The 26683-nt window shown below is 72.0% G+C and carries 25 protein-coding genes and 1 pseudogene; 5 read left to right on the forward strand and 21 right to left on the reverse strand.

The window, feature by feature from the left end:
- Positions 1-13 precede the first annotated feature (13 nt).
- Positions 14-1336, forward strand: coding sequence for a GH1 family beta-glucosidase (locus HDA41_RS12890; RefSeq protein WP_184983573.1), 1323 nt, complete (start codon positions 14-16; stop codon positions 1334-1336).
- On the opposite strand, the pseudogene HDA41_RS12895 reads toward HDA41_RS12890, so the two are convergent.
- The 10 genes and pseudogenes from HDA41_RS12895 to HDA41_RS12940 all read right to left on the reverse strand — a co-directional run.
- Positions 1326-1892 (reverse strand): annotated as a pseudogene (locus HDA41_RS12895) (SAM-dependent methyltransferase); the annotation flags it as partial. The gene HDA41_RS12890 and the pseudogene HDA41_RS12895 overlap by 11 nt on opposite strands.
- 110 nt (positions 1893-2002) lie before the next feature.
- The gene (gene era / locus HDA41_RS12900; RefSeq protein ID WP_184983576.1) at positions 2003-2965 is read right to left on the reverse strand and encodes a GTPase Era; all 963 of its coding nucleotides are present in this window, start codon (positions 2963-2965) and stop codon (positions 2003-2005) included.
- 140 nt (positions 2966-3105) lie between these two features.
- Complete coding sequence (locus HDA41_RS12905; RefSeq protein ID WP_184983578.1) at positions 3106-3582, reverse strand: hypothetical protein; 477 nt, start codon at positions 3580-3582, stop codon at positions 3106-3108.
- Between the two features lie 169 nt (positions 3583-3751).
- Complete coding sequence (locus HDA41_RS12910) at positions 3752-4105, reverse strand: cytidine deaminase-like protein (RefSeq protein ID WP_184983580.1); 354 nt, start codon at positions 4103-4105, stop codon at positions 3752-3754.
- Between the two features lie 21 nt (positions 4106-4126).
- Positions 4127-4486: an MmcQ/YjbR family DNA-binding protein gene (locus HDA41_RS12915; RefSeq protein WP_184983582.1), complete on the reverse strand. Its 360-nt coding sequence runs from the start codon at positions 4484-4486 to the stop codon at positions 4127-4129.
- Entirely contained in the window at positions 4483-5793 is a 1311-nt protein-coding gene (locus tag HDA41_RS12920) for a hemolysin family protein (RefSeq protein ID WP_184983585.1), read from the reverse strand. The genes HDA41_RS12915 and HDA41_RS12920 overlap by 4 nt, the downstream gene beginning before the upstream one ends.
- A gap of 8 nt (positions 5794-5801) precedes the next feature.
- The gene (ybeY, locus tag HDA41_RS12925) at positions 5802-6299 is read right to left on the reverse strand and encodes an rRNA maturation RNase YbeY (RefSeq protein WP_184983587.1); all 498 of its coding nucleotides are present in this window, start codon (positions 6297-6299) and stop codon (positions 5802-5804) included.
- 14 nt (positions 6300-6313) lie between these two features.
- On the reverse strand, positions 6314-7381 hold the full coding sequence (locus HDA41_RS12930) for a PhoH family protein (RefSeq protein ID WP_184983589.1): 1068 nt from the start codon (positions 7379-7381) through the stop codon (positions 6314-6316).
- 157 nt (positions 7382-7538) lie between these two features.
- On the reverse strand, positions 7539-8675 hold the full coding sequence (locus HDA41_RS12935) for a carbohydrate kinase family protein (protein ID WP_184983591.1): 1137 nt from the start codon (positions 8673-8675) through the stop codon (positions 7539-7541).
- A 140-nt stretch (positions 8676-8815) separates the two neighbouring features.
- Complete coding sequence (locus tag HDA41_RS12940; RefSeq protein ID WP_184983593.1) at positions 8816-10105, reverse strand: glucarate dehydratase family protein; 1290 nt, start codon at positions 10103-10105, stop codon at positions 8816-8818.
- A 244-nt stretch (positions 10106-10349) separates the two neighbouring features.
- Between HDA41_RS12940 and HDA41_RS12945 the strand changes: the two genes are divergently transcribed.
- Together HDA41_RS12945 and HDA41_RS12950 are read left to right on the forward strand one after the other, a co-directional pair.
- Positions 10350-11129: an IclR family transcriptional regulator gene (locus HDA41_RS12945; RefSeq protein WP_184983595.1), complete on the forward strand. Its 780-nt coding sequence runs from the start codon at positions 10350-10352 to the stop codon at positions 11127-11129.
- Positions 11130-11332: 203 nt separating this feature from the next.
- A complete protein-coding gene (locus HDA41_RS12950; RefSeq protein ID WP_184983597.1) occupies positions 11333-12646 on the forward strand; it encodes an MFS transporter in 1314 nt (437 codons plus the stop codon).
- A 17-nt stretch (positions 12647-12663) separates the two neighbouring features.
- Here the strand turns inward: HDA41_RS12950 and HDA41_RS12955 are convergent, their stop codons facing one another.
- The 10 genes from HDA41_RS12955 to hrcA all read right to left on the reverse strand — a co-directional run bounded on the left by HDA41_RS12955 (position 12664) and on the right by hrcA (position 23586).
- The gene (locus HDA41_RS12955) at positions 12664-13656 is read right to left on the reverse strand and encodes an adenosine deaminase (RefSeq protein ID WP_184983599.1); all 993 of its coding nucleotides are present in this window, start codon (positions 13654-13656) and stop codon (positions 12664-12666) included.
- Positions 13657-13676: 20 nt separating this feature from the next.
- On the reverse strand, positions 13677-14582 hold the full coding sequence (locus HDA41_RS12960; protein WP_184983601.1) for a ribonuclease Z: 906 nt from the start codon (positions 14580-14582) through the stop codon (positions 13677-13679).
- Between the two features lie 6 nt (positions 14583-14588).
- Positions 14589-14942 carry a histidine triad nucleotide-binding protein gene (locus tag HDA41_RS12965; RefSeq protein WP_184983603.1) on the reverse strand — a complete coding sequence of 118 codons (354 nt, stop codon included), beginning with the start codon at positions 14940-14942 and terminating at the stop codon, positions 14589-14591.
- An 88-nt stretch (positions 14943-15030) separates the two neighbouring features.
- Entirely contained in the window at positions 15031-18234 is a 3204-nt protein-coding gene (locus HDA41_RS12970; protein WP_184983605.1) for a S41 family peptidase, read from the reverse strand.
- Positions 18235-18307: 73 nt separating this feature from the next.
- Positions 18308-18865 carry a hypothetical protein gene (locus HDA41_RS12975; protein WP_184983608.1) on the reverse strand — a complete coding sequence of 186 codons (558 nt, stop codon included), beginning with the start codon at positions 18863-18865 and terminating at the stop codon, positions 18308-18310.
- Between the two features lie 130 nt (positions 18866-18995).
- Positions 18996-19388 (reverse strand): VOC family protein, encoded by a 393-nt coding sequence (locus HDA41_RS12980; protein ID WP_184983610.1) that lies wholly within the window; start codon positions 19386-19388, stop codon positions 18996-18998.
- Positions 19389-19405: 17 nt separating this feature from the next.
- Positions 19406-20146: a 16S rRNA (uracil(1498)-N(3))-methyltransferase gene (locus tag HDA41_RS12985; RefSeq protein WP_184983612.1), complete on the reverse strand. Its 741-nt coding sequence runs from the start codon at positions 20144-20146 to the stop codon at positions 19406-19408.
- Positions 20143-21219, reverse strand: a complete 1077-nt coding sequence (locus tag HDA41_RS12990) for a nitronate monooxygenase (RefSeq protein WP_184983614.1) — start codon at positions 21217-21219, stop codon at positions 20143-20145. The genes HDA41_RS12985 and HDA41_RS12990 overlap by 4 nt, the downstream gene beginning before the upstream one ends.
- 214 nt (positions 21220-21433) lie before the next feature.
- Entirely contained in the window at positions 21434-22570 is a 1137-nt protein-coding gene (gene dnaJ / locus HDA41_RS12995) for a molecular chaperone DnaJ (RefSeq protein WP_184983617.1), read from the reverse strand.
- Positions 22570-23586, reverse strand: a complete 1017-nt coding sequence (gene hrcA, locus HDA41_RS13000; protein WP_184983619.1) for a heat-inducible transcriptional repressor HrcA — start codon at positions 23584-23586, stop codon at positions 22570-22572. The genes dnaJ and hrcA overlap by 1 nt, the downstream gene beginning before the upstream one ends.
- Before the next feature lie 171 nt (positions 23587-23757).
- Between hrcA and HDA41_RS13005 the strand changes: the two genes are divergently transcribed.
- Both HDA41_RS13005 and HDA41_RS13010 read left to right on the forward strand, forming a co-directional pair.
- Positions 23758-24489, forward strand: coding sequence for an MBL fold metallo-hydrolase (locus HDA41_RS13005; protein ID WP_184983621.1), 732 nt, complete (start codon positions 23758-23760; stop codon positions 24487-24489).
- A gap of 31 nt (positions 24490-24520) precedes the next feature.
- Positions 24521-25324 (forward strand): DUF3097 domain-containing protein, encoded by an 804-nt coding sequence (locus HDA41_RS13010; RefSeq protein ID WP_184983624.1) that lies wholly within the window; start codon positions 24521-24523, stop codon positions 25322-25324.
- Between the two features lie 103 nt (positions 25325-25427).
- On the opposite strand, the gene hemW is transcribed toward HDA41_RS13010, so the two are convergent.
- A complete protein-coding gene (gene hemW, locus HDA41_RS13015; RefSeq protein WP_184983626.1) occupies positions 25428-26660 on the reverse strand; it encodes a radical SAM family heme chaperone HemW in 1233 nt (410 codons plus the stop codon).
- Positions 26661-26683 lie beyond the last annotated feature (23 nt).

Raw genomic sequence — 26683 nt, forward strand, 5'->3', positions numbered from 1 at the left:
GATGATCCAGCGCATGGCGACTGACGCAGGCAATCCGATCCCCCGCTTCCCGGCCGGCTTCCTCTGGGGCGTGTCGACCTCGGCGCACCAGATCGAGGGGGCCGCGGACGAGCGCGAGCCGTCCGTGTGGGACGCCTTCACGGCCGAGCCGGGCCGGGTGAAGGACGGCTCGACGGCGGCGGTGGCCTGCGACCACTACCACCGCCACCGCGAGGACGTGGCCCTGCTGGCCGGCCTCGGCGTGAACGCCTACCGCTTCTCGGTCTCATGGCCCCGGGTGCGCTCCGGGAAGGGCCTCGACTTCTACGACCGGCTGGTGGACGACCTGTGCGCGGCGGGCGTCCGCCCGGTGCCGACCCTGTTCCACTGGGACCTGCCGGCGGACCTCGACTGGCTGGAGCGGGACACGGCCGCGCGCTTCGCCGACTACGTCTCGCTGGTCGCCGGCCGCCTCGGGGACCGGGTGACCAAGTGGATCACCCTCAACGAGCCCGCCGAACACACCCTGCTGGGCCACGCCCTGGGCGTGCACGCGCCGGGCAGGCAGCTGCTGTTCGACGCGCTCCCGGCCGCCCACCACCAGTTGCTGGCCCACGGCCTGGCCGTACGGGCCCTGCGCGCCGCGGGCGCCGCCGACATCGGCATCGCCAACTCGCACGGCCCGACCTGGGCGGCGTCGACCGAGGCGGAGGACATGGCGGCGGCCGAGTTCTACGACGTGCTGCTGAACCGCCTGTTCGCCGACCCCGTGCTGCTGGGCCGGTACCCGGACGGCATCGGCGAGCTGATGCCCGGGGACGTCGAGGCCGACCTGGAGGTGATCGCCGAGCCGGTCGACTGGTACGGCGTCAACTACTACGCGCCGACGCGCGTGGGCGCCCCGCAGGGCACCGACATCACCTTCGGCGGTGTCGCCATGCCCGCCGAACTCCCCTTCTCGGTCCGGGAGATCACCGGCCACCCGGTCACCGACTTCGGCTGGCCGGTCGTGCCCGAGGGCCTGACCGAACTCCTCACCGCCTTCCACGACCGCTACGGCGACCGGCTCCCGCCCGTCGTCATCACCGAGAACGGCTGCTCCTACCCGGGCGTCGACGACCAGGACCGCATCGCCTACCTGGACGGCCACATCCGGGTCCTGCACCGGGCGCTGGAGGAGGGCGTCGACGTGCGCGGCTACTTCGTGTGGTCCCTGCTCGACAACTTCGAGTGGGCGGAGGGCTACGCACGCCGCTTCGGCCTGGTCCACGTCGACTTCGAGACCCTGGCACGGACACCGAAGTCGTCGTACCGCTGGTACCGGGAACTACTGCGGGCCCAGGGAACTACGGCTTGATACCCACCCCGGTCCACAGGCTGACCTCGGCGTCCGTCGGGGCGTCGCCCTCCGGGGCGTCGGGGCGCCAGCGGTGGCCGACGGTGACGCCCGGATCGAGCAGCTCCAGGCCGTCGAAGAAGCGGGCGACGTCCTCCTGGGAGCGGAACTGCACCGGGGTGCCGGCCGAGGTGTAGATGTCGGTGACCTTCTGCCAGGTGGCCGGGTCGAAGTCGGGCGTGCAGTGGCTCAGCGCCAGGGCGCTGCCCGAGGGCAGGGCGTCCAGCAGGCGGCGCACGATGCCGTACGGATCCTGGGCGTCGGTGACGAAGTGCATCAGGGCGTTGAGGGAGGGCGCGACCGGGCGGCTCAGGTCCAGGACCTCGGCCAGTTCGGGTGCGGTCAGGAGCGCCTGGGGGTCGTTGACGTCCGCCTCCATGTACGTCGTACGGCCCTCTGCCGAGCTGCGCATCAGGCGCTCGGCGTACTTCAGGACCAGGGGGTCGTTGTCGGCGTAGACCACGCGGGCGTCGGGGACCACGGACTGGGCCACCTGGTGCAGGTGGGGCTCGGTGGGGCTTCAGTAGGGCTCAGTCGGCCGTGAGATGGTCGGCGAGGCCCTGCTTGACCCCCGCGAAATGACGCGCCCGGGAACCTCACGAGGGCGCTGTATCCCGCCCCGGCCCCTCAGAACCCCAGCTTGCGCAGCTGCCTCGGATCCCGCTGCCAGTCCTTGGCGACCTTCACATGCAGGTCCAGGAACACCGGCGTGCCCAGCAGGGCCTCGATCTGTTTGCGGGACTTGATGCCGACCTCCTTCAGGCGCTTGCCCTTGGGGCCGATGATGATGCCCTTCTGGCTGGGACGCTCGATGTAGACGAAGGCGTGGATGTCGAGGAGGGGCTTGTCGGCGGGGCGGTCCTCGCGGGGGAGCATCTCCTCGACGACCACGGCGATGGAGTGGGGGAGCTCGTCGCGGACGCCCTCCAGCGCGGCCTCCCGGATCAGCTCCGCGATCATGACCTGCTCGGGCTCGTCGGTCAGGTCACCCTCGGGATAGAGCGCCGGACCCTCCGGCAGCAGGGGGACGATCAGGTCGGCCAGCAGGCCCACCTGCTTGTCGCCGACCGCCGACACCGGGACGATCTCGGCCCACTCGAAGCCCAGCTCCTTGCCGAGCTGGTCGATCGCGATGAGCTGCTCGGCGAGCGTCTTGCTGTCCACCAGGTCGGTCTTGGTGACGATGGCGATCTTCGGCGTCTTCTTGATGGACGCCAGTTCCTTCGCGATGAAGCGGTCACCGGGGCCGAGCTTCTCGTTCGCCGGCAGGCAGAAGCCGATCACGTCCACCTCGGCCCACGTCGTGCGCACGATGTCGTTCAGCCGCTCGCCCAGCAGCGTGCGCGGCTTGTGCAGCCCAGGGGTGTCGACCAGGATCAGCTGGGCGTCCGGGCGGTGCACGATGCCCCGCACGGTGTGCCGCGTCGTCTGGGGCTGATTCGCCGTGATCGCCACCTTCTGGCCGACCAGAGCATTCGTGAGGGTGGACTTGCCCGCGTTGGGACGGCCCACGAAGCAGGCGAAGCCAGCCCTGTGGACAGCTTCGGCCGGCTCTTCGGATGACTGGGTACGAACGCTCATGGCGCCCATTCTCCCTGATCCACAGAGCCCTGCCGCACAGGCGCCCGAACGCCGACGGTGGACCTCCGGCCCCGCAGGCACCAGCGGCCTCGGGCCGGACAGCTCAGCGCGGGCCGGACGCGCTGCGGGGCGCGCCCGGCCCGCCGGGATCAGGCGAACACGAACGGGCCCGGCGACTGCGTCCCGGTCGCCGTGCAGGTGATGGTAATGCCGAAGACGGTCATCTTCAGCGAGCCGCCGAAGGCCTCCAGGCTGTCGCCGGAGGCCACGGTGCCGCTGAGGGGGCCGACCTCGACGGGGGCGCCGGCGGCCATCGCCGGGTTCTGCGTGCCGGTGAAGTCGACGGTGCCGCCGCCGCTCTTCACCAGGGTGAGCGTGGACGCGATCGAGTCCTCTCCGAGGGCGATCGGCGCGGTGATCGCCGATGACTTGACGGTGAGGGTGGCGGCGGTGCCGTCCTGCGTGGCCGTGAGCGTGGCCTCGCCACTGCCGAAAGTGCCGCAGTCGGCGCTGATCGTCGCCGTCTGGGGGGTGACGGCGAGTGCGGCGGGGGCGAAGGCGAGCCCGGTGACCGCGAGGGCCCCGGCCGCCAGGGCCGCACCTGCTCCGATTCGCTTGCATCTCATGGAATCCGGTTCCTTTTCCGTGTGGGGGGACCGCTCGGCACGTGGATGCGGACACACTGCCGAGAGCCGAACCTGACGGTCCGTCGGAACTGACGGTTCCATTGATGCGCCTGATACAGACGGCGGCAAGGTGGAAATCTGGCCTAATTACCGCCGGTTACAGCGAGGTTCAGCCGGCGGTGACCGTGGTCCGGACCGTTCCGTCGGGCCCCGCCACCAGCACCGGCGTCCCGGCGCCCCCCAGATCCCGTACGGCCGCCCGGTCCTCGGCGGGCACGTCCTGCGCCTCCGTCACCACCGCCGCCGCCTCCAGCGACCTCGCGCCCGAGGCCACCGCCATCGCCACGGCCGTCCGGAGGGCACTGAGCTGCAGGGAGTCGAGGGCCACGGTCCCCGCGACATACGTCCGGCCGGTCTCGTCCCGCACGGCCGCCCCCTCGGGCACGCCGTTGCGGGCCCGTGCGGAACGGGCCAGGGTGACGATCTTGCGGTCCTCGGGGTCGAGCGCGCTGCTGTCGGTCATGATCCGAAGCATACGTAAGCGTCACGAGCGGTCGAGGCGCAGGCGGTCCGCTCGCGGCAGGCCCGCGACGACGAGGTCGTACGAGTCCTCGATGAGCTCCCGGACCAGCCGGTCCGGGAGTCCCCCGTCCACCGTGACCGTGTTCCAGTGCCGCTTGTTCATGTGCCAGCCCGGGACGATCAGGCCCTCGTGCTCGCGGCGCAGCCGGATCGCGTCGTCCGGGTCGCACTTGAGGTTGACCTTCAGGGGGCGCGCGTAGAGGTGGGACAGGGCGAACAGCTTGCCCTGGACCTTGAAGACCGAGATCTCCGGGCTGAACGGGAAGTCCTCGACCGTCGCGTTGAAGGACAGGCAGAACGCGCGCAGTTCCTGCGGGGTCATTCCGGCTTCTGCTCCTCGTCCTGTGGAGGGTCCGCCGGGTCCACCGGCTCCACCAGCACCGTCACGATCTTGTTGCGGCGGCCGGCCGCGGCCTCCGCTGTCAGGCGCAGTTCCCGGCCGTCGGGGAGTTCCACGAGGGACGAGGCACCGGCGATGGGAACCCGGCCCAGCGCCTTGGCCAGCAGACCGCCGACCGTCTCGACGTCCTCGTCGTCGAACGCCTCCAGGCCGTACAGCTCGCCCAGGTCGCCGATGTCCAGGCGGGCGGTGACCCGGTAGCGGTCCTTGCCGAGGTCCTCCACCGGCGGCAGTTCGCGGTCGTACTCGTCGGTGATCTCGCCGACGATCTCCTCGAGGATGTCCTCGATGGTGACGATGCCGGCGGTGCCGCCGTACTCGTCGACGGCGACGGCGACGTGGTTGCGCTCCTTCTGCATCTCGCGCAGCAGGTCGCCCGCGTTCTTGGTGTCGGGCACGAAGAACGCCGGGCGCATCGCCGTGGACACCTGCTCGGACTCGGCGTCGCGGCTGATGTGCGTCTTGCGGACCAGGTCCTTCAGGTACACCATCCCGACGATGTCGTCCTCGCTCTCGCCGGTCACCGGGATCCGGGAGAAGCCGGAGCGCAGGGCGAGGGTGAGGGCCTGGCGGATGGTCTTGAAGCGCTCGATCACCACCAGGTCCGTGCGCGGGACCATGACCTCGCGGACCAGGGTGTCGCCCAGCTCGAAGACCGAGTGCACCATGCGGCGCTCGTCGTCCTCGATGAGCGACTCCTTCTCGGCGAGGTCGACCAGCGCCCGCAGTTCCGCCTCGGAGGCGAAGGGGCCCCGGCGGAAGCCCTTGCCGGGGGTGAGCGCGTTGCCGATGAGGATCAGCAGCGACGGGATCGGGCCCATGATCCGGGCCAGCGGCACCAGGACGTACGCCGAGACCGTCGCCGTGTTCAGCGGGTGCTGGCGGCCGATGGTGCGCGGGGAGACGCCGACGGCGACGTACGACACGAGGACCATGACCGCGATGGCGATCAGGAGGGCCTCGGTCGTGTTGTCGAACTCCATCAGGCAGCCGTACGTGATCAGCGCGGCGGCGGCCATCTCGCAGGCGACGCGCACCAGCAGTGCCACGTTCAGATAGCGGGTCGGGTCGGCGGCGACCTGGGCCAGCTTGGCGCTGCCCCGGCGGCCGGAGCGCGCGGCCTCCTCGGCACGGAAGCTGGAGACGCGCGCGAGGCCCGCCTCCGCGCACGCGAAGAGCCAGGCCACGACGACCAGGGCGACCGCGCCCAGGGCGAGTTGCGGACTCATCGGCGGCGCTACGAGACCGTCGGCGCCGGGGACGGGCCGGTCAGGCCCCGCTCCGCGCGCCAGCCGTCCACGATGGCCGCCTGGAGACCGAACATCTCGGCCTTCTCGTCCGGTTCCTCGTGGTCGTAGCCCAGCAGATGCAGCACTCCGTGGACGGTGAGCAGCTGGAGCTCCTCGTCCATGGAGTGCTGCGTGTCGGCTTCCTTGCCCTGCTTCTCCGCGACCTCCGGGCACAGCACGATGTCGCCGAGCAGCCCCTGCGGCGGCTCGTCGTCGTCCTTGGACGGCGGCCGCAGCTCGTCCATCGGGAAGGACATGACATCCGTCGGGCCGGGCAGGTCCATCCACTGCATGTGCAGCTGCTCCATGGCGGCGGCGTCCACCACGATCACCGAGAGCTCGGAGAGCGGGTGGATGCGCATCCGCGCCAGCGCGTAGCGGGCGATGTCGAGGATCGCCTGCTCGTCGACCTCGGTACCTGACTCGTTGTTGACGTCGATCGACATGGTGCTGTGCTTGTCTACTTCCCCTTGTGCCCGGACTTGCCGCGGCCCTTGTGCGCGCCGTTCTGGGTGCCGTGCTCGGTGTCGTACTGCTCGTACGCGTCGACGATACGGCCCACCAGCTTGTGCCGGACCACGTCGTGGGACGACAGCCGGGAGAAGTGGACGTCCTCGACGCCGTCCAGGATGTCCTGCACCTGCCGCAGACCGCTCTTCGTCCCGTCCGGGAGGTCGACCTGCGTCACGTCACCCGTGATCACGATCTTCGAGTCGAAGCCGAGGCGGGTGAGGAACATCTTCATCTGCTCGGGGCTCGTGTTCTGGGCCTCGTCCAGGATGATGAAGGCGTCGTTGAGCGTGCGACCGCGCATGTAGGCGAGCGGCGCGACCTCGATCGTGCCCGCCGCCATCAGCCGCGGGATCGAGTCCGGGTCGAGCATGTCGTGCAGCGCGTCGTAGAGCGGGCGCAGGTACGGGTCGATCTTCTCGTAGAGCGTGCCCGGGAGGAATCCGAGCCGCTCTCCGGCCTCGACCGCCGGGCGGGTCAGGATGATGCGGTTGACCTGCTTGGACTGCAGGGCCTGCACCGCCTTGGCCATCGCCAGGTAGGTCTTGCCGGTACCCGCGGGGCCGATACCGAAGACGATCGTGTGCTTGTCGATCGCGTCCACGTAGCGCTTCTGGTTGAGCGTCTTGGGGCGGATCGTGCGGCCTCGCGAGGACAGGATGTTCTGCGTGAGCACCTGGGCAGGGGTCTCCTGGCCGTCGCTCTCCCCGTCCTCGCTCGCCTTGAGCATGGCGATCGAGCGTTCCACTGCGTCCTCCGTCATCGGCTGTCCGGTGCGGAGCACCAGCATCATCTCGTCGAACACGCGGGCGATGAGGGCGACGTCCACGGGGTCGCCGACCGCGCTGATCTCATTGCCCCGGACGTGGATGTCGGCCGCCGGGAAGGCCTTCTCGATCACGCGCAGGAGGGCGTCGCCGGACCCCAGCACGGTCACCATGGGGTGCTGGGCGGGGACGGTGAAGTGTGCTCTCGCCTGCTCCTGCGCGGGGGTGTGAGCTGTGGGTGTCTGAGTCATGGGCCGGCGCTGAAGGCCTGCGGTTCCTCCTCTTCACGGCCGCGTAGCTGAGGGCGGCCTCGCGGTTCCCAGGGTACGACGGGGGACTGACAACGCCGTAGGGGTTTTGGGGGCGGGGTTGGAATCCGAGGCGGCAGGGCGCCTCTCGGCCGCTGGATCACGCCGAGCGCCGGAACCCGATCGTCGGCACGGCCCGTCGCAAGGGCCAGGGCCTGACCAACTCCTCCGACACCAGCCCCGCAAGGAATCCGTACCGCCGCAACGCCTCCGGATCCTGTCCCTCCACCGACTGCACCCGCCGCCACCACGCCGCGATCTCCGACCACCCCGGCGCCGACAACGACCCCCCGAACTCCTGCACCGACAGCGCCGCGGTCAGCCCGGCGAAGGCCAGCCGGTCCGCCAGCGGCCAGTCCGCCAGCGTCCCGGTGACGAACCCGGCGACGAACACGTCCCCCGCCCCCGTCGGATCGAGCGCCTCGACCTCGATCGCCGGCACCTCGGCCGTCTCCCCCGTACGCCGGTCCACCGCGTACGCCCCGTCCGCCCCGAGCGTGACCACCGCGAGCGGCACGTACTCGGCCAGCGCGTGCGCCGCCGCCCTGGGGCAGTCCGCGCCCGTGTACCGCATGGCCTCCTCCGCGTTCGGCAGGAAGGCCTCGCAGTGCCGCAGGTCGGGCAGCGCCGCCAGGTCCCACGCGCCGGTGTCGTCCCAGCCGACGTCGCCGAAGACCCGCGTGCCCTTGCTCGCGGCCTGGGCGATCCAGGGCGCGCTGACGCCGGGGGCGAGGGAGGCGACGGCGGCTCGCGAGCGGGGCGGGCACTCGGGGGCGGGCTCCTCCGAGGGCGGCTCGTGGCCGTGCGAGACCATCGTGCGCTCCCCCTCGTAGGCCATGGAGACCGTCACCGGGGAGTGCCAGCCGGACACCGTGCGCGACGTGGAGAGGTCGATGCCCTCGCCGTGCTCCAGGGCGTCCCAGCAGTAGTCGCCGTAGTGGTCGTCGCCGAAGGCCGCCGCGAGGGACGTACGCAGGCCGAGGCGGGCCAGGGCGGTGGCCATGTTGGCGACGCCGCCGGGGCTCGATCCCATCCCGCGCGCCCAGGACTCGGTCCCGCGCACCGGGGCGGAGTCGAGCCCGGTGAAGATGATGTCGAGGAAGACGGTCCCGGTGAGGTAGACGTCCCAAGGCGGGTCGTCCGGCGCGCGCAGCGGGGCGAGGGGATCGACCTGGCTCTGGCGGTGCGATCCCTTTCCGGCCGGGCCCTTTCCTGCCGGGGCGGTGGACGCGATCACGATGCGCTCCCTGACGTGGTGCGGTTCAGGCCAGTCTGCACCACGTCACCGACAACGTGACGCCGATCACGCCGGTCCCGCCCGTTCCGCCAGCTCGCGCCGGCCCCCGTGCGCCCCCCTGGGCCACCGGAGAGCCGGTGCTACCAGCGGGGCACCGAGGGCGTCACCCACTCCGGGTCGGCGACCCGCATGGCCGCCGCGTCGTCGCGGTCCCGCAGCGCACCGTCGTCGTCCAGCCACCGCCGGTGCAGTACGGCCAGCCGCTCACGGTCGAGCTCCACGCCGAGCCCGGGCGCGTCGGACACGGTCACCTTGCCGCCCTCGAAGGCGAGCCGCTCGGTGAGCACGTCCTCCGACTGCCAGGGGTAGTGGGAGTCGCAGGCGTGGTGGAGGTTCGGGACGGTGGCCGCCACATGGGTCATCGCGGCGAGCGAGATGCCCAGGTGGGTGTTGGAGTGCATCGACACGCCGACGCCGAAGGTGCGGCAGACGGCGGCGAGCTGCTGGGTGTTGCGCAGTCCGCCCCAGTAGTGGTGGTCGGAGAGCACCACCTGGACGGCACCCCTGGTGAACGCCTCCTTGATCTCGGCGAAGGTCGTCACGCACATGTTGGTGGCGAGCGGCACCCCGGTCCGCTCGGCGACCTCGGCCATGGCGGGGGTGCCGAGGGTCGGGTCCTCCAGGTACTCCAGGACGTCCCCGAGCTCTTGCGCCACCCTCAGCGAGGTCTCCAGGGACCAGGCGCCGTTGGGGTCGAGCCGCAGCGGGTGCCCGGGGAACGCCTCGGCGAGCGCCCGGACGGCCGCGATCTCCTCGTCGGGCGGGAAGACACCGCCCTTGAGCTTGAAGGAGGTGAAGCCGTACCGCTCGGTGAACCGGCGGGCCTGTGCCACCACCCCGGCCGGGTCGACGGCGGCTCCCCAGTCGTCCTTCTCGCAGGCGACGCTCTCCGGGTGACCGGCCCACTTGTAGAACAGGTAGGCGCTGTACTCGACGGCGTCGCGCACCTTGCCGCCGAGCAGCGCGTGCACGGGCAGCCCGAGGGCCTTGCCGAGGGCGTCGAGGCAGGCCACCTCGAAGGCGGAGACGACGGAAAGACGCAGCTTGTCGGCGGTCTGGACACCGCGCAGCCCGCCGACGTCGACGGCGTCGTCGACCCGGGAGGCGTCCACCGCCACCTGGTCCGCGACCGTGAACAGGCCGTTCAGGTCGCTGACCTGGCGTCCCATCAGCCGCTCGGCGAAGGGCCGGGCCAGCTCCAGGTACTTGGTGTCGCCGTAGGTCTCCCCCACGCCCGTGACCCCGTCCGCCGTGACGACCTCGACGATCAGCCGGGGTGTGTACGGCTGGTGCACGCCCTGCGTGTTCAGCAGCGGCGGGTCCGCGACCAGGATCGGCGTCAGCCGTACGTCGGTGATGGCGAGGTTCACGGAGCGGCTCCTGCGAGGTCGAGTCCTGCGGTGAGGAGGGCGGCCAGGTCGGCGGGCGAGAGGGCGTCTCCTCATGTAGACATCATCTACGTATGAGAATGCAGATTAAAGAGGCGAACGAGGGCCGTCAACCGCTCGAAGCGGCTCGATTACCCGGCCTTCGACAGGAGGCCCCCCGGAAGGGTCGGCCGTCCCAGGCCGGAATCTCTGGACTCCGGGCCAGGGAGCACGTCAAGATCGGCACATGTCAGACACAGGGGGCGTCCGCGAAGTGAAGTCCGCGGCCCGCACGGTCGAGCTGCTGGAACTCCTCGCGGCCCGCGGCGACCGCCCGGCACGGCTGCAGGAGCTGGCCGACGAACTCGGCGTGCCCCGCAGCTCGATGTACGCACTGCTCCAGACCCTGATCGCGCGCGGCTGGGTCCGCACCGACGTCACCGGCTCCCTGTACGGCATCGGTATCCACGCCCTGCTCACCGGCACCAGCTACCTCGACTCCGATCCGCGGGTCCGGGTCGTACGGCCGTATCTCGACGAGGCGTCCGAGGCGCTCGGCGAGACGATCCACATGGGGCGGCTCGACGGCCGGGACGTGGCGTATCTGGCGACGCGGGAGTCGCACGAGTACCTGCGCACGATCAGCCGGGTGGGGCGGCGCCTGCCCGCGCACGTCGGGGCCCTGGGCAAGGCCCTGCTGGCGGAACGCCCGGACGCGGAACTGCCCGAGGGGCCGTACGAGGCGCTGACCGCGAACTCGCACACCAGCCGGGAGTCGCTGGCGGCCGACCTCGCCCGGGTCCGGGTTCGCGGCTGGTCCGTGGACCGGGAGGAGGGCGTGACCGGCATCGTCGGCTTCGGGTTCGCGCTGCGCTACGACACCCCGGCGCTGGACGCGATCAGCTGCTCGGTGCCGGTGGCCCGGCTCACGCCGGAGCACGAGGAACGGATCGTCGCCGTGATGCGGGAGATCCGGGCGAAGGTGGAGGCGACGGTTCCGGGGGCCGGGTCGGTGCACTGGCGTTAGCGAAAACGCCCACGTCACCTCAGAAAAGGCGCTCGTTTACCCGGACTTCGCCGCACCAAACGCAACGTGCGCCACATCACACCCTCTCGGTTAACTCGTACGACTGCTTGCTTGATACAAATTGCCCGCGCGTTCCTGTCCGTCGACGGTCGTCGCCCAATCCCCCTTCTCCGCCGCTCCTTTCGCATGCCCTGGGAACGCCCGTGTTCGCCCCCCGCACCACCCCCTGGCCCCTCGTCGCCCTTTTCACGGCCGGGTACCTCGCCCCGTATCTGCTGCCGACCACCGTCGGCCGCCTCGACTCGGGCCTACCTCTCTCCGCCACCCAGGCCGGCGCCGTCGGCAGTGCCCTGCTGCTGAGTTCGGCGTCCGCCGGATTCGCCCTGGCCTCCCGGGTCGAACGGATCGGGGCCCGCGCCCTCGCCCGGCTCGGCCTCGCACTGGCCCTGCTCGGCTACGGCGGTGCCGCACTGGCCACCGCCGTCCCGGCCGTCGTCGCCGGTGCGATGGTCGGCGGGTTCGGATCCGGCACGGCCACCACCGTCGCCGCCACCCTGATCGCCGCCCAGCGGGACCCGCACCGGGCCTCCACGGCAGGGCTGCTCAGCGTCTCCGCCCTCGCGGGCGCGGTGTATCTGACGGTCCCGCACCTCGGTCCGGGGCACGGTCTGCCCCTGGCCGCGATCGCCCTCACGGCCCTGGCCGTGTGGCCGCTGACCGGCAGCCTGCCCTCCGGTACGCCCGCCGCGCCCGCGCGGCACCGCGAGACCCGGCTGCCCCATGCCCGTTCGGGCCTGGTGCTGGCCGCCGCCATGGTGTGCTGGTCGCTCGCCCAGAACTCCCTGTGGGGCGTGAGCGGACAGATCGGGCTGTCCCAGGCCCACCTCGGCGAGGCCACCGTCGGCGCCGTCTTCGCCGTGGCGCTGGGCGCCGGGCTGACCGGCGTCCTCGCGGCGGGCGCGCTCGGGGCGCGGCTGGGGCGCGCGGTGCCGATCGGGGCGGGCACGGTCCTCATCGCCGGCTGCATCGTGCTCAGCGCCTCCGCGACCGACCTGACGAGCTTCGCGACCGGCGAGATCGCCTGGAACACCCTGTATCCGGTGGTGCTGTCGTACCTGATCGGACTCGCCGCCTCGCTCGACCCGCGCGGCCGCTGGGCGGTGCTCGTCGGCTCGGCATCCTCGCTGGGCACGGCCGCCGGGCCGCTCACCGGCAGCCTCCTGTCCGCGCAGGCCGGGTTCCCGGCCATGGGCATGATCCTGGCCGCCGGTCTGCTGGTGGTCGCCCTGCCGATGACCGCCGTCGCCCTGCACACGAGCGGACGCCCGCTGCTCGCCGGGGCGATCCGCCGCCGCGGCGGCCACCCGGCCGCCCTGGTCGCCGCCGCCACGGGCACCCCCACCGGCACGGTCCCCGAGATCGGCGCTCCGGAACAGCCGGTGGTGGAGATCACCGTGGACACCCCGGCCGTCCCGGCCCAGCGCGCCTACGGCAAGGCGGGGTCAGAGGTCTTCTGAGGCCTGCGGGTGGTTCCTCAGCGGAACTCGTAGGCCTTCACCTCGGCGAGATACCGCGCCCGCAGCTCCTCGTCGTCCTCCAGGAAGGAGGCGAGGAAGGAGTTGCGGGCGAGCTCGCGCAGCTGCTCCTCGCTCAGGCCGAGGGTGTCGCGCACGGCGTCGAAGTTGTCACCGGCGTACCCGCCGAAGTACGCCGGATCGTCCGAGTGCACCGTGCACATCAGGCCGGCGTCCAGCATGGCGGGCAGCGGATGGTCGGCGAGGGTGTCGACGGTCCGCAGCCGGACGTTCGACAGGGGACACAGCGTCAGCGGCACCCGCTCCCGCACCAGCCGCTCCACCAGCGCCGGGTCCTCCACGCAGCGCAGCCCGTGGTCGACCCGCTCGACACCGAGGACGTCCAGCGCCTCGGTGATGTACTCCGGCGGCCCCTCCTCACCGGCGTGCGCGACCCGCCGCAGCCCGAGCGCGGCGGCGGCCTCGTACACCTCGCGGAACTTCGCCGGCGGGTGCCCGACCTCGGCCGAGTCGAGGCCGACACCGGTGATCCGGTCCAGGTACGGCTTGGCCGCATGAAGGGTCGCCAGGGCCGACTCGGCGGACTCGTCACGCAGGAAGCACATGATCAGCCGGGTCGAGACGCCGTGCCGGGACTCGCTGTCGCCCAGCGCCCGCCACAGCCCCTCGACGACCGTGCCGAGCTCCAGCCCGCGGCTGGTGTGGGCCTGCGGGTCGAAGAAGATCTCCGCGTGCCGCACGCCCTGGGCGGCGGCGCGTTCGAGGTACTCGTTCGCCAGGTCCTCGAAGTCCCGCTCGGTGCGCAGGACGGCCATGAGCTCGTAGTACAGGTTCAGGAACGACTGGAGGTCCTCGAACCGGTACGCCTCGCGCAGCTCGTCCGTGTCCGCGTACGGCAGCGTGAGGCCATTGCGCGTGGCGAGCTCGAAGGCGAGTTCCGGTTCCAGGGTGCCTTCGATATGAAGGTGCAGTTCGGCTTTGGGGAGGGACATCAATTCATCGTACGGGCGTGTCACCGACGCTTCGGAACCGGCACCCTCAGCAGATCGTGCGCCACGGTCAGCTCCCCCTCGTACCCCGCCGCCCGCGCCTGCCGCTCGAACTCGTCCGGGTCGGTGTAGCGCTGGCTGAAGTGGGTCAGCACGAGGTGCCGCACACCGCCGTCCCGGGCCACCCGCGCGGCCTGACCTGCCGTCAGGTGTCCGTGCTCCACCGCGAGTTGTTCGTCCTCGTCGAGGAAGGTCGACTCGATGACGAGCATGTCGCAGCCCTCGGCGAGCGCGTACACCCCCTCGCACAGTCGGGTGTCCATGACGAACGCGAACCGCTGCCCGCGCCGTACCTCGCTGACGTCGTCGAGCGAGACCCCGCCGAGCGACCCCTCGCGCTGGATCCGGCCGACGTCCGGCCCCTTGATGCCGTGCGCGGCGAGCCGCTCGGGCAGCATGCGGCGGCCGTCGTGCTCGACGATCCGGTAGCCGTACGAATCGATCGAGTGCGACAGCCTGCGGGCGTCCAGCGTGTACGACGGCGTGACCGCGAGCACGCCGTCCCCGTCGGCCGGGGCCTCGGTGATGAAGACGCTCGCGCGGTAGGGCGTGGCGTACTGGAGCCGCTCGTAGAAACGCTGCCCGGACTTCGGGTAGTGGGCGGTGATCTCGTGCGGCACCTGGTCGAGGTTGATCCGCTGGATGACCCCGGGCAGGCCCAGTGCGTGGTCGCCGTGGAAGTGCGTGACGCAGATCCGGTTCAGGTCGTGGGCGGCGACCCCGGCACGCACCATCTGGCGCTGCGTGCCCTCGCCGGGGTCGAACAGGATGCCCTCGCCGTCCCAGCGGAGCAGGTAGCCGTTGTGGTTGCGGTGGCGGGTCGGGACCTGGCTGGCGGTACCGAGCACCACGAGTTCACGTACGGACAAGGCGGATTACCCCGGAGGCCAGTCGAGGCCGCGGCCGCCGAGCACGTGGCCGTGCACGTGCCAGACCGTCTGGCCGGCGCCGCTGCCGGTGTTGAAGACGAGGCGGTAGCTGTCCAGCTTCTCCTCGTCGGCGACGGCCTGGGCCTCGCGGAGCACGTCCGCGGTGAGGGCCGGGTCGGCGGCGGCGAGTGCGGCGGCGTTCTCGTGGTGCGCCTTGGGGATGATCAGGACATGGGTGGGGGCCTGGGGATTGATGTCGCGGAACGCGATGGTGGTGTCCGTCTCGCGGACGATCGTCGCCGGGATGGTTCCGGCGACGATCTTGCAGAACAGGCAGTCGCCCTGTGGCTCCCCTGCCATTTTCCCTCCGGGGGTTGACCGAATGCGGTGTCCGACCCGGGCATCGTATCGTCGTCGGGTGCGGGTGCGTTGGGGCTGGTCGCGCCCCTCAAGAGGTCGGCAAGGTCGGCGGCGTTTTCGCCGGACTGCCCTCCAGACTCTCCAGAGCGAGTCGGATCGCCCCGTCCAGTTGGGCGTCCCTGCCCGCCACGTAGTCCTGGGGCCGCTGGAGGACCTCCACGTCCGGATCCACCCCGTGGTTCTCCACCCCCCACTCATAGCCCTCCAGCCAGAAGGCGTACTTGGGCTGGGTGACGAGGGTGCCGTCGACCAGGCGGTAGCGGCTGTCGATGCCGATGACGCCGCCCCAGGTGCGGGTGCCGACGACCGGACCCAGGCCGAGGGCCTTGATCGCGGCGTTGACGATGTCGCCGTCGGAGCCGGAGAACTCGTTGGCGACGGCCACGACGGGGCCGCGGGGGGCGTCCTCGGGGTAGCTGTAGGGGCGCATGCCGCGCGGCACGGCCCAGCCGACGATGCGGCGGGCGAGTTTCTCGACGACCAGCTGGGAGGTGTGGCCGCCGCGGTTCTCGCGGACGTCGACGACCAGCCCCTCGCGGGCGACCTCGACGCGCAGGTCGCGGTGGATCTGGGCCCAGCCGGGCGCCTGCATGTCCGGGACGTGGAGGTAGCCGAGGCGGCCGCCGGACTTCTCGTGGACGTAGGCCCGCCGGTCGGCGACCCAGGCGTGGTACCGCAACGGCTCCTCGTCCGCGACCGGAACGACGACGGCGTGCCGCGGGTCGCCGCCGCCGGACGGGGAGATGGTGAGCTCCACCGGCTTGCCCGCCGTGCCGATCAGCAGCGGGCCGGGGCCGGCCACCGGGTCGACCGGATGTCCGGCGATCGCGAGGATCGCGTCCCCGGGGCGTACGGCGACGCCGGGCGCGGCCAGCGGGCTGCGGGCGTCCGGGTCGGAGGTCTCGGAGGGCAGGATGCGGTCGACGCGCCAACTGCCGTCCTCGTGGCGTGAGATGTCGGCACCGAGCAAGCCCTGGCGGGGACCGCCGCCGAATCCGCCGCGCGGGGTGACGTAGGCGTGCGAGGTGCCGAGTTCGCCCTGCACCTCCCACAGCAGGTCGACCAGGTCGTCATGGGTGGCGAGCCGGTCGACGACCGGCCGGTAGCGGTCGAGGACGCCGGCCCAGTCGACGCCGCTCATGTCCGGACGCCAGAAGTGGTCCCGCATGATGCGGCCGTTCTCGTCGAACATCTGCCGCCACTCGGCGGCCGGGTCGATGAACTGGCGTACGCGGCCGAGGTCGACGGTGATGTTGGTGTCGCTGTCGTCGTCGCCGGAGGCGCGCCGATCGCTGGGGACGACCTTGAGCCGCCCGTCGGTCCACAGCAGCACCCGCTTGCCGTCGCCGCTGACCTCGAAGTGGTCGGCGTCGACGGCGAGGTGCTCGACCCGTTGCTGGGCGAGGTCGTAGCGCTCCAGCTCGGACTTGGGGTCGGGGTCGTCCGGGGTGGCCCGGGACGCGCCGAGCACACCGGCGATCGGGTGGCGCAGCCACAGGACGCCGTCCTTGGCGGCGCGCAGGTTGGAGTAGCGGGCGGCCTCGACCGGGAAGGGCACGATGCGGTCGGCGAGGCCTTCGAGGTCGATGCGGGTGGTGGGGGCGCCCTCGCTGTCGGGGGTCTCCTCCCGGTCGGGCGTCTCGAAGGACCGGCCGTGCCGCTGCGGCCCGAACGGGGAGGGCGTGGTGGCCGCGAGCGTGATCAGATGCGGCCGGGCGCCCTCCACGAAGGCCAGGTCGAAGACATGCTCGTCGTAGACCGGGTCGAAGGAGCGGGTCGACAGGAACGCGAGGTGCTTGCCGTCCGCCGTGAACGCCGGCGCGTAGTCCTGGAAGCGCAGCGGGGTCGCCTCGGTGACCGACAGGTCGGTGGTGTTGGCGAGCTTCAGCTGGCACAGGGGCCGCGGGCCGGGGTGGGACCAGGCGAGCCAGGACGAGTCCGGCGAGAAGACGAGCCCGGACACGTCACCGTCCTCGCTGCGGTCCACCTCCCGCACCTCGCCCGTCTCCCTCTCGACGAGCAGCAGCCGCCCGTCGTGGGAGGCCACGGCCGCCCGGCTGCCGTCCGGCGCCACGGCGAGGTCCAGCACCCTGCCGAGCTGCCCGGCGGCGAGCCGGCGCGGTGTCGCCCCCGGGGCGAGGCCGGTGGCGGGCGCGAACTCCAGGGCGTCGTCGCCCTCGGCGTCCGTCACCCACACCACCCACTCCTCGCCGTCCGCGCGGAACGCCCGCGGCATCCGGGCCCGCACCCCGGGCGTCGCGGCCAGCGCGCGGGCCGGGCCGGAGCGGTGGGTGACCCAGTGGACGGACCCGCGTACGGACACGGCGCTGCCGCGCGCGGTGTGGTCCGGGGACGCCGACCCGAACCAGCGGGAGGCGTTGACCGGGAACGGCTGGAGGTCGACGCGCTGCCCGCCGAGCCGCACGTCCAGCCGCCGCGCCTCGGCCCCGTCCAGGTCGTCCAGCACCCACAGCTCACCGGCGCTGGAGTAGACGACACGGGTGCCGTCGGTCGCGGCGTGCCGGGCGTAGAACCCGTCGAGCGGGGTGTGCCGGCGCAGGTCGGACCCGTCGGCGAGGGAGGAGTACAGCGCGCCGGTGCCCTCGTGGTCGGACAGGAAGGCGGTACGGTCCCCCACCCACAGCGGGTACTCGATGTTCCCGTCGAGTTCCTCGTGCAGCCGGACGAACTCCCCGTCGCCCTCCCGGTCGATCCACAACTTGCCCGCCGTGCCGCCCCGGTACCGCTTCCACCAGGCCGCCTCGCGCCCCATCGGCGCGGACAGCAGGACGACGCTCGGCCCGTAGGCGATGTCACCGACCGGCCCGTACGGCAGGGTGGTGGCCGGGCCGCCGTCGAGCGGAACGGCACGCGCCCAGGTGCGGCGCAGGCTCGCCTGCCCCTGGGCGCTGATCGCGAGTACCTCGCCGTCCGGGGTCCAGCCGCGCACCTGGGTCTTCGGACTGCCCCAGTACGTCAGGCGCTTGGCGGAGCCGCCGTCGACCGGGGCGATGTGCACCTCGGGGGCGCCGTCGCGGGTCGAGGTCCAGGCGACGGTGGTGCCGTCGGGCGAGATGCGGGGCAGGGTCACCGGCACGTTGTCGGCGCTGACCCGCCAGGCCCGTCCGCCGTCGAGCGGAGCGAGCCACACGTCGTCCTCGGCGGTGAAGGCGACCAGGTCACCGTGCACGTGGGGGAACCGGAGGTAAGCAGGCGATGCGGACTGTGTCACCCGATCACCCTATGCAGGGACGGCGCCCGGCGGACAGACTTCGGATCACTTGCCGTTTCGCCTCTGGCGCACGTCACTTGCCCTCGACGGGCCGGCAGTCGGGGTACCGGTCGCACCAGATGGTCTGCGTGACGGTCACGGTGACGGTGGGTCCTGGCTGCCCGTTCGTGGGCCCGCCCCCCACGGGCGGCGGGCTGGTGGCGTCGCAGTCGCCGAGCCCGTCGACCTCGAACCACACCTTGCCGTCCACCTTGGCGGTGATGTTCCCGCGCACACAGGCGCCGTCCACCGCGTGGGTGACCTTGCCGTCGACGGTGATGTCCTTCCCGTCCTTCGTCTCCCCCTCGCAGTCGACGGTGGCGACGGTCTTCTCACTCGCCGAGGGCGACGGCTTCCCGCCCTGGCCGGAGTCCCCGTAGGAAGCGGTGCAGGTCAGCCAACGCACGTCGGCCTTCTGCCGGTTCAGTTCCTTGGTGACGGTCTCGTCGGTGGTGTACGCGACGGACGCGGGGCTGATCCCGGCGCCGGGTTCACACGCGACCGCGCCGCCTACGGCAACCACCGCGAATGCCGCCGCGACCGCCACCCTACGGCTGCGCGGCCCTCGCCCATTCCTCCTCAATGCCCCCATGGAGGGCAGCCTGCCACCGTCGAGGGCGAGGCGGTAGAGCGCAAATGGCCACCCGGGGTTGTTGCGGGGGCAGGGCGTTGCGCAGCCCAGCGCCGCGGGGTGCCGCTGCGCCCAGCCGCAGGCGTGCGCGTCAGCCGCGCAGCAGCAACCACTCCTGCAGCTCGACCAAGTTGCCCTCGGGATCCTTGAGGTGGGCGACGCGCAGGCGGTCGGTCAGGGACACCGGCCCGTGCAGGACCGTCGCGCCGCGCAGAGTGATCTCCTCGCAGTACGCGTCCAGGGCCTCGACGCGCAGGACGACCAGGGAGCGGTGGCCGTTCACCGTGTCGCCCAGCTCGTCCAGCACCTCGGCCATCATCGAGCGGTCCTGCAGCGCGATCCCCGCGGAACCCACCGCGGGGCTGAACTTCTCGTACGGCCCGTCCACCGCCCCCGACTGCGGCTTGAGGCCGAGGACCTCGCCGTAGAAGTGGTAGCAGGCGGCGAAGTCGGTCACGAGCAGTCGTACCTGTGCGAGTTCCACGGTGCCTCCGAGAAGGGTCAGGTCCAGCGGCCGGTGCGAGCCAGGAGCACGGCCGCGGCCGCGGTCCCGGCAGTCGATGTGCGCAGCACACTGCGCCCGAGGCGATACGCCTGCGCCCCCGCCTCCGCGAACAGCGCCAACTCCTCCGGCGCCACGCCCCCTTCGGGCCCCACGACCAGCACGATCTCACCGGACGACGGCAGTTCGGCCGTCGCCAGCGGCGAGTCCCCGCTCTCGTGCAGCACGGCAGCGAACTCCGCCCCCGCCAGCAGCGCCGCGACCTGCTTGGTCGTCGCCACCTCCGCGACCTCGGGGAACCGCACCCGGCGGGACTGCTTGCCCGCCTCCCGGGCCGTCGCCCGCCACTTGGCCAGCGCCTTCAGCCCTCGCTCGCCCTTCCACTGCGTGATGCAGCGCGCCGCCGCCCACGGCACGATCGCGTCGACGCCGACCTCGGTCATCGTCTCGACGGCCAGTTCCCCGCGGTCCCCCTTGGGCAGCGCCTGGACGACGGTCACCCGGGGCTGCTCCGGCGGCTCCTCGGTCACCGGGTCCAGCCGCACGATCAGCCGGTCCTTGCCCTCGGTGTCGAGCACGACACCGTCCGCCCACCGCCCCGCCCCGTCCGTGAGGACGACGTCCTCACCGGGCCGCAGCCGCTTCACGGAGACGGCGTGCCGTCCCTCCGGACCGTCGAGGACGTAGCGACCGCCCCCGCCCGCGTCGAAGTGCTCGACCACGAACACCGGAGCTGTCATCGCACTCCGCCTCCGCCCGACAACGCTGTCCACGCCGCGACGAGTTCACCGGCCAGCACCTCCACCAGCTGCCCGGCGGGCAGCTCCCGCGCCATCCGGTGCCCCTGCCCGGCCCACAGCGCCATGCCCTGCGCGTCCCCCGCCTTGGCGGCGGCCTTGCGCAGCGGCGAGGTGAGGTGGTGGATCTCGGGATAGGCGGCGGGCGCGTACGGGCCGTGCTCGCGCAGGAAGCGGTTGACCAGGCCGCGCGCCGGGCGTCCGGAGAAGGCCCGGGTCAACTCCGTACGGACGAACAGCGGGTTGGTCAGCGCCTGCTTGTGCAGGACGTTCGCCCCCGACTCGACGGTGGCGAGGAACGCGGTGCCGAGCTGGGCCGCGCTCGCGCCGGCCGCCAGGACCGCGGCGATCTGGCCGCCGCGCATGATGCCGCCGGCGGCGATGATCGGGATGCTCACGGCCTCCCGGACCTGGGCGACCAGCGACAGCAGCCCGAGGCCGGAACCGTCCGTCTCGGGGATGTCCCGGTGCGTGCCCTGGTGGCCGCCGGCCTCGACGCCCTGCGCGATGACCGCGTCCGCGCCCGCGCGCTCGACGGCCCTTGCCTCGTCGGGGGTGGTGGCGGTGACCAGGACGAAGGTACCGACCCGGTGCAGGGCGTCGACGACCTCCCGGGTCGGCGTGCCGAAGTGGAACGACACCACCGGCACGGGGTTGTCGCGCAGCACCGCGAGCTTGGTCTCGTAGCCGTCGTCCCGGCCGCTGTCGGGGTCGCCGAGCTCGGCCTCGTACCAGGAGGCCTCGCCGGCCAGCTGGTGGGCGTAGACGTCGATGGCCGCGGGGTCGGCGTACTCCGGCTGCGGCATGAAGAGGTTCACTCCGAAGGGCCTGCCGGTGAGGCTGCGGAGCTGCTTGATCTCCTCGTACATCCCGTCGGCGGTCTTGTACCCGGCGGCGAGGAACCCGAGTCCGCCCGCCTCGCACACGGCGGCGGCGAGCTTCGGTACGGAGACGCCGCCCGCCATGGGGGCCTGCACGATCGGGTGCGGGAAGAGATCGGTCAGCGCGGAGGACATGACCGCATGTTGTCACGTCCTCCGAACAACTCCGAAACGGGCCTGCCGGGTGGCATAGACCAGAGGAACAGGCACGCGCCGACCCCCTGCGGAGCCGGCGTCACCTCCCGTTGAAGGCGTCCTTCAACCGCGAGAACAACCCTCGCTGCCCCGGCTGACCGTGCCTGCCCGGGGGCCTGCCCCCGGGCCCCCAGCAGCGGCCGGGCCGTCGACGTCAGCGCCCGTTGAACGCATCTTTCAGCCGCGAGAACAGCCCTTGCTGCCCCGGCTGGAACTGCCCCTGCGGGCGCTCCTCGCCGCGCAGTTTGGCCAGCTCGCGCAGCACGCGCTCCTGCTCGACGTCCAGCTTGCTCGGGGTCTGGACCTCGACGTGGACGATGAGGTCGCCGCGTCCGCCGCCGCGCAGGTGCGTGACACCGCGGCCGTGCAGCGGGATCGACTGGCCGGACTGGGTGCCGGGCCGGATGTCGACCTCCTCCAGGCCGTCCAGCGTCTCCAGCGGCACCTTCGTGCCGAGGGCGGCCGCCGTCATCGGGAGCGTGACCGTGCAGTGCAGGTCGTCGCCGCGCCGCTGGAACTGCGAGTGGGGCAGTTCGTGGATCTCGACGTACAGGTCGCCCGCGGGGCCGCCGCCGGGGCCGACCTCGCCCTCACCGGCGAGCTGGATGCGCGTGCCGTTGTCGACACCGGCCGGGATCTTCACGGTCAGCGTGCGACGGGAGCGGACGCGGCCGTCGCCGGCGCACTCCGGGCAGGGGGTCGGGACGACCGTGCCGAAGCCCTGGCACTGCGGGCAGGGACGCGAGGTCATGACCTGGCCCAGGAAGGACCGCGTGACCTGGGACACCTCACCGCGGCCGCGGCACATGTCACATGTCTGAGCGGAGGTCCCCGGCGCCGCGCCCTCACCGCTACACGTGTTGCAGACGACCGCCGTGTCGACCTGGATGTCCTTCGTCGTACCGAAGGCCGCCTCGTCGAGCTCGATCTCGATGCGGATCATGGCGTCCTGGCCGCGGCGGGTGCGCGAGCGCGGACCGCGCTGCGACGCCGTGCCGAAGAACGCGTCCATGATGTCGGAGAAGTTCCCGAAGCCGCCGGCCCCGAAGCCGCCCGCGCCGCCGCCTCCGGCCTGCGAGAGCGGGTCGCCGCCGAGGTCGTAGACCTGCTTCTTCTGCGGGTCCGACAACACCTCGTAGGCGGCGTTGATCTCCTTGAACCGCTCCTGGGTCTTCGGATCGGGGTTGACGTCCGGGTGCAGCTCGCGCGCGAGCCGCCGGAAGGCCTTCTTGATCTCTTCCTGCGACGCGTCGCGGCGCACGCCGAGTACGGCGTAGTAGTCCGTGGCCACTACGACTCCGCCAGGATCTGTCCGACGTACCGTGCCACTGCGCGTACCGCTCCCATCGTTCCCGGGTAGTCCATGCGGGTCGGTCCGACCACGCCGAGCTTGGCGACAGCCTCGCCGCCCGAACCGTAGCCGACCGACACGACGGACGTGGAGTTGAGTCCTTCGTGGGCGTTCTCATGACCGATCCGTACGGTCACGCCCGGATCCTGCGCCTCGCCGAGCAGCTTGAGGAGCACGACCTGCTCCTCCAGCGCCTCCAGCACCGGCCGGATCGTGAGGGGGAAGTCATGACCGAAGCGGGTCAGATTGGCGGTGCCGCCGATCATCAGCCGCTCCTCGTTCTCCTCGACGAGTGTCTCCAGGAGAGTGGAGAGCACCATGGAGACCGTACCCCGGTCCTCGTGCTCGAACGCCTCCGGCAGATCCTCCACCAGACTCGGCACATCCGTGAAACGGCGGTTCGCGACACGGCTGTTGAGCCGCGCGCGCAGATCCGCCAGCGAGGCCTCGCCGAAGGGCGCCGGGCAGTCGACGACGCGCTGCTCGACCCGCCCGGTGTCCGTGATCAGCACGAGCATCACGCGCGCGGGCGCGAGGGAGAGCAACTCCACGTGCCGCACGGTCGAGCGGGTCAGCGACGGGTACTGCACGACGGCGACCTGGCGCGTGAGCTGGGCCAGCAGCCGTACCGTACGCGCCACGACGTCGTCGAGGTCGACGGCGCCCTCGAGGAAGTTCTGGATCGCGCGCCGCTCGGGCGCGGTCATCGGCTTGACGCCGGCCAGCTTGTCCACGAACAGCCGGTAGCCCTTGTCGGTGGGGATGCGCCCGGCGCTGGTGTGCGGCTGGGCGATGTACCCCTCGTCCTCCAGGGCCGCCATGTCGTTGCGGACGGTGGCCGGGGAGACGCCGAGGCTGTGCCGCTCGGTGAGGGCCTTGGAGCCCACCGGCTCCTCGGTGCCGACGTAGTCCTGGACGATGGCGCGCAGCACCTGAAGCCTGCGTTCACTGAGCATTCGCGCACACCTCCAGAAGTCGTCCGCCCGGTGTCCTGCCTGTCGTGCCTGGCACTCTGCGCGTGCGAGTGCCAGCATTCCCCGCCCAGTGTACGGCGGCGGGGTACGTCCCCGGCAAGGCTGGTCGCGTGCTGGGGTGCCCCGGGCGGGGGCCACGGCTAGCGTCGCCGTATGACGGTGACTTGGGAAGAGCTTGGATGGGAGCGGGTGGCCGGCGGGGTGGGGCGGTGCCGGCTGCCGGTGTGGGACTGCACGGCGGGGCTGGTCGCCGGTGAGGGCGCGGTCCTCGTGGTCGACGCGGGGTCGAGCCCGGCCGAGGGCGCGCGGTTGCGCGAGCAGGCGCTGTCGCTCACCGGTCGCCGTGTGACGCATCTCGCGCTGACCCATCCCCACTTCGACCATGTCTTCGGGGTCGCGGCGTTCACGGACACGGAGGTGTTCGGCGCGGTGGGCGCGGACGCGGTGCTGACGCGCGTACGGGACCGCGAGGAGCTGCGCGCGGACGCGGTACGCAACGGCCTGGCGGAGGCCACCGCGCGGGAGTCGGCGGACCGGCTGGTCCCGCCCCGCCACCTGGTCTCCGGGGAGTGGACCCTCGACCTGGGCGGCGGGCGCCAGGTGCTGCTGGCGAACGTGGGCCCCGGGCACACCGCGCACGATCTGGCGGTGCTGGTGCCGGGTGATCCGGAGGTGGTGTTCTGCGGCGACCTGGTCGAGGAGTCCGGCGAGCCGCAGGCGGGCCCCGACGCCGTGCCGTCGCACTGGCCGGCCGCCCTGGACCGGCTGCTCGACCTGGGCGGCGAGGACGCGCTGTACGTGCCCGGTCACGGAGCGGTGGTGGACGCGGCGTTCGTCCGCGCCCAGCGGGACACGCTGGCGGCGCGTTTCGGCGTGTCTCCGTGACCACCCACCGCCTTCTCCTATCGTCATTCGAATGCGCCAGTACTCACCCGATCTGACCCCGCCGTGGAAGAAGCCGCAGCAGCCGGTGCCCGAGGTTCCGGCGGAGCCGGGTCTGGTCGTCGAGGAGGCCGGGACCGGCTTCTGCGGTGCGGTGATCCGCTGCGAGGCGGGCACGGTGACACTGGAGGACCGCTTCGGCAAGCACCGGGTGTTCCCCATGGAACCGCGCGGCTTCCTCCTGGAGGGCAGGGCCGTGACGCTGGTCCGCCCCTCGCCCGCCGGCCCCGCCCGTCCCACCCGCACGGCCTCCGGTTCGGTGGCCGTCCCCGGCGCCCGCGCACGCGTGGCCCGCGCCGGGCGCATCTACGTCGAGGGCCGGCACGACGCCGAGCTGGTCGAGAAGGTCTGGGGCGACGACCTGCGCATCGAGGGCGTGGTCGTGGAGTACCTGGAGGGCGTCGACGACCTGCCGTCCATCGTCGAGTCCTTCGCCCCCGGCCCCGACGCCCGGCTCGGCGTCCTGGTGGACCACCTGGTGCCGGGCAGCAAGGAGTGGCGCATCGCCGAGTCGGTGACGAGCGACCACGCCCTGGTCGTCGGCCACCCCTACATCGACATCTGGGAGGCGGTGAAACCGTCGTCCCTGGGCATCGAGTCCTGGCCTCGCGTCCCGCGCGGCCAGGACTGGAAGACGGGGGTGTGCAGAGCACTGGGCTGGCCGGAGAACACGGGCGCGGCCTGGCAGCGAATCCTGTCGGGCGTCCGGACGTACAAGGACCTGGAGCCGGAACTACTGGGCAGGGTGGAGGAACTGATCGACTTCGTAACCGCCTAGCTGCGGGCAGTCGTGCCGCTGGGGGCGGCACCCGTCCCAAAGAAGCGGCACCCCCTCCACCGGGCTGCGGACCCACCCGACCTCAGCACCGACGCCGAGCACCTCAGTCCACGAGATCGCGCACCACGCCGTCCGCCAGCAACCGCCCCCGCAGAGTGAGCACAGCCCGCCCCGACTCGTACGGCTCTTCCTGCAGAAGCCCGTCCGACAACGCCCGCCGCGAAGCCGCAAGCCCCTCCTCCCGCAGCAACGACAACGGCACGCCCTCCCGAAGCCGCAGCTCCAGCAGGATCCGCTCGACCCGCCGGTCTTCCTCCGACAGCACCTCACGTCCGGCCCCCGGCGACCTCCCCGCCGCCAGCGCTCCCGCATACGCCCCGGGATGCTTCACGTTCCACCACCGCACCCCGCCCACATGACTGTGCGCCCCGGGCCCGGCCCCCCACCAGTCGGCCCCCCGCCAGTACAGCTCGTTGTGCAGACACCGCCCCGCCGCCGACGTGGCCCAGTTCGACACCTCGTACCACTCGAAGCCCGCGCCCGAGAGAACCTCGTCCGCGATCAGGTACCGATCGGCATGCACATCGTCGTCGGTCATCGGCACCTCACCCCGACGGATCCGACGAGCCAGCTGCGTCCCCTCCTCGACGATCAAGGCGTACGCGCTCACATGATCCGGTCCGGCCCCCAGCACCGCGTCCAGCGACGCCCGCCAGTCGTCGTCGGACTCCCCCGGCGTGCCGTAGATCAGGTCGAGATTCACATGCTCGAACCCGGCCGCCCGCGCCTCCGCGACACACGCCTCGGGCCGCCCTGGCGTATGCGTCCGGTCCAGCACCTTCAGCACATGCTGCCGCGCGCTCTGCATCCCGAAGGAGATCCGGTTGAAGCCCCCCTCCCGCAGCGTCGCGAGATACTCCGGATCCACCGACTCCGGGTTCGCCTCCGTCGTGATCTCGGCGTCCTCCGCGAGCCCGAACTCGTCCCGGACGGCCGCCAGCATCCGCACCAGGTCACCGGCGTCGAGCAGGGTCGGCGTACCCCCTCCCACGAACACCGTACGAACGGGCCGCGGGTCGTCACCCAGCACCTTCCGCGCCAGCCGGACCTCGTCGACCAGCGTCTCGGCGTAGTTGTCGCGCGAGGCCAGCACACCACCGGTGCCGCGCAACTCGGTCGCCGTATAGGTGTTGAAGTCGCAGTAGCCGCAGCGGGTCGCGCAGTACGGAACGTGCAGGTAGAACCCGAGCGGGCGGTCGGCGGCCCCGGCGAGCGCGGACGCGGGCAGCGCGCCGTCGTCGGGGACGAGCTCGCCGTCGGGGAGTGCGGAAGGCATACGTTCCATTGTCCAGCACCCGG

The sequence above is a fragment of the Streptomyces caelestis genome, assembly GCF_014205255.1.
Classification (GTDB): domain Bacteria; phylum Actinomycetota; class Actinomycetes; order Streptomycetales; family Streptomycetaceae; genus Streptomyces; species Streptomyces caelestis.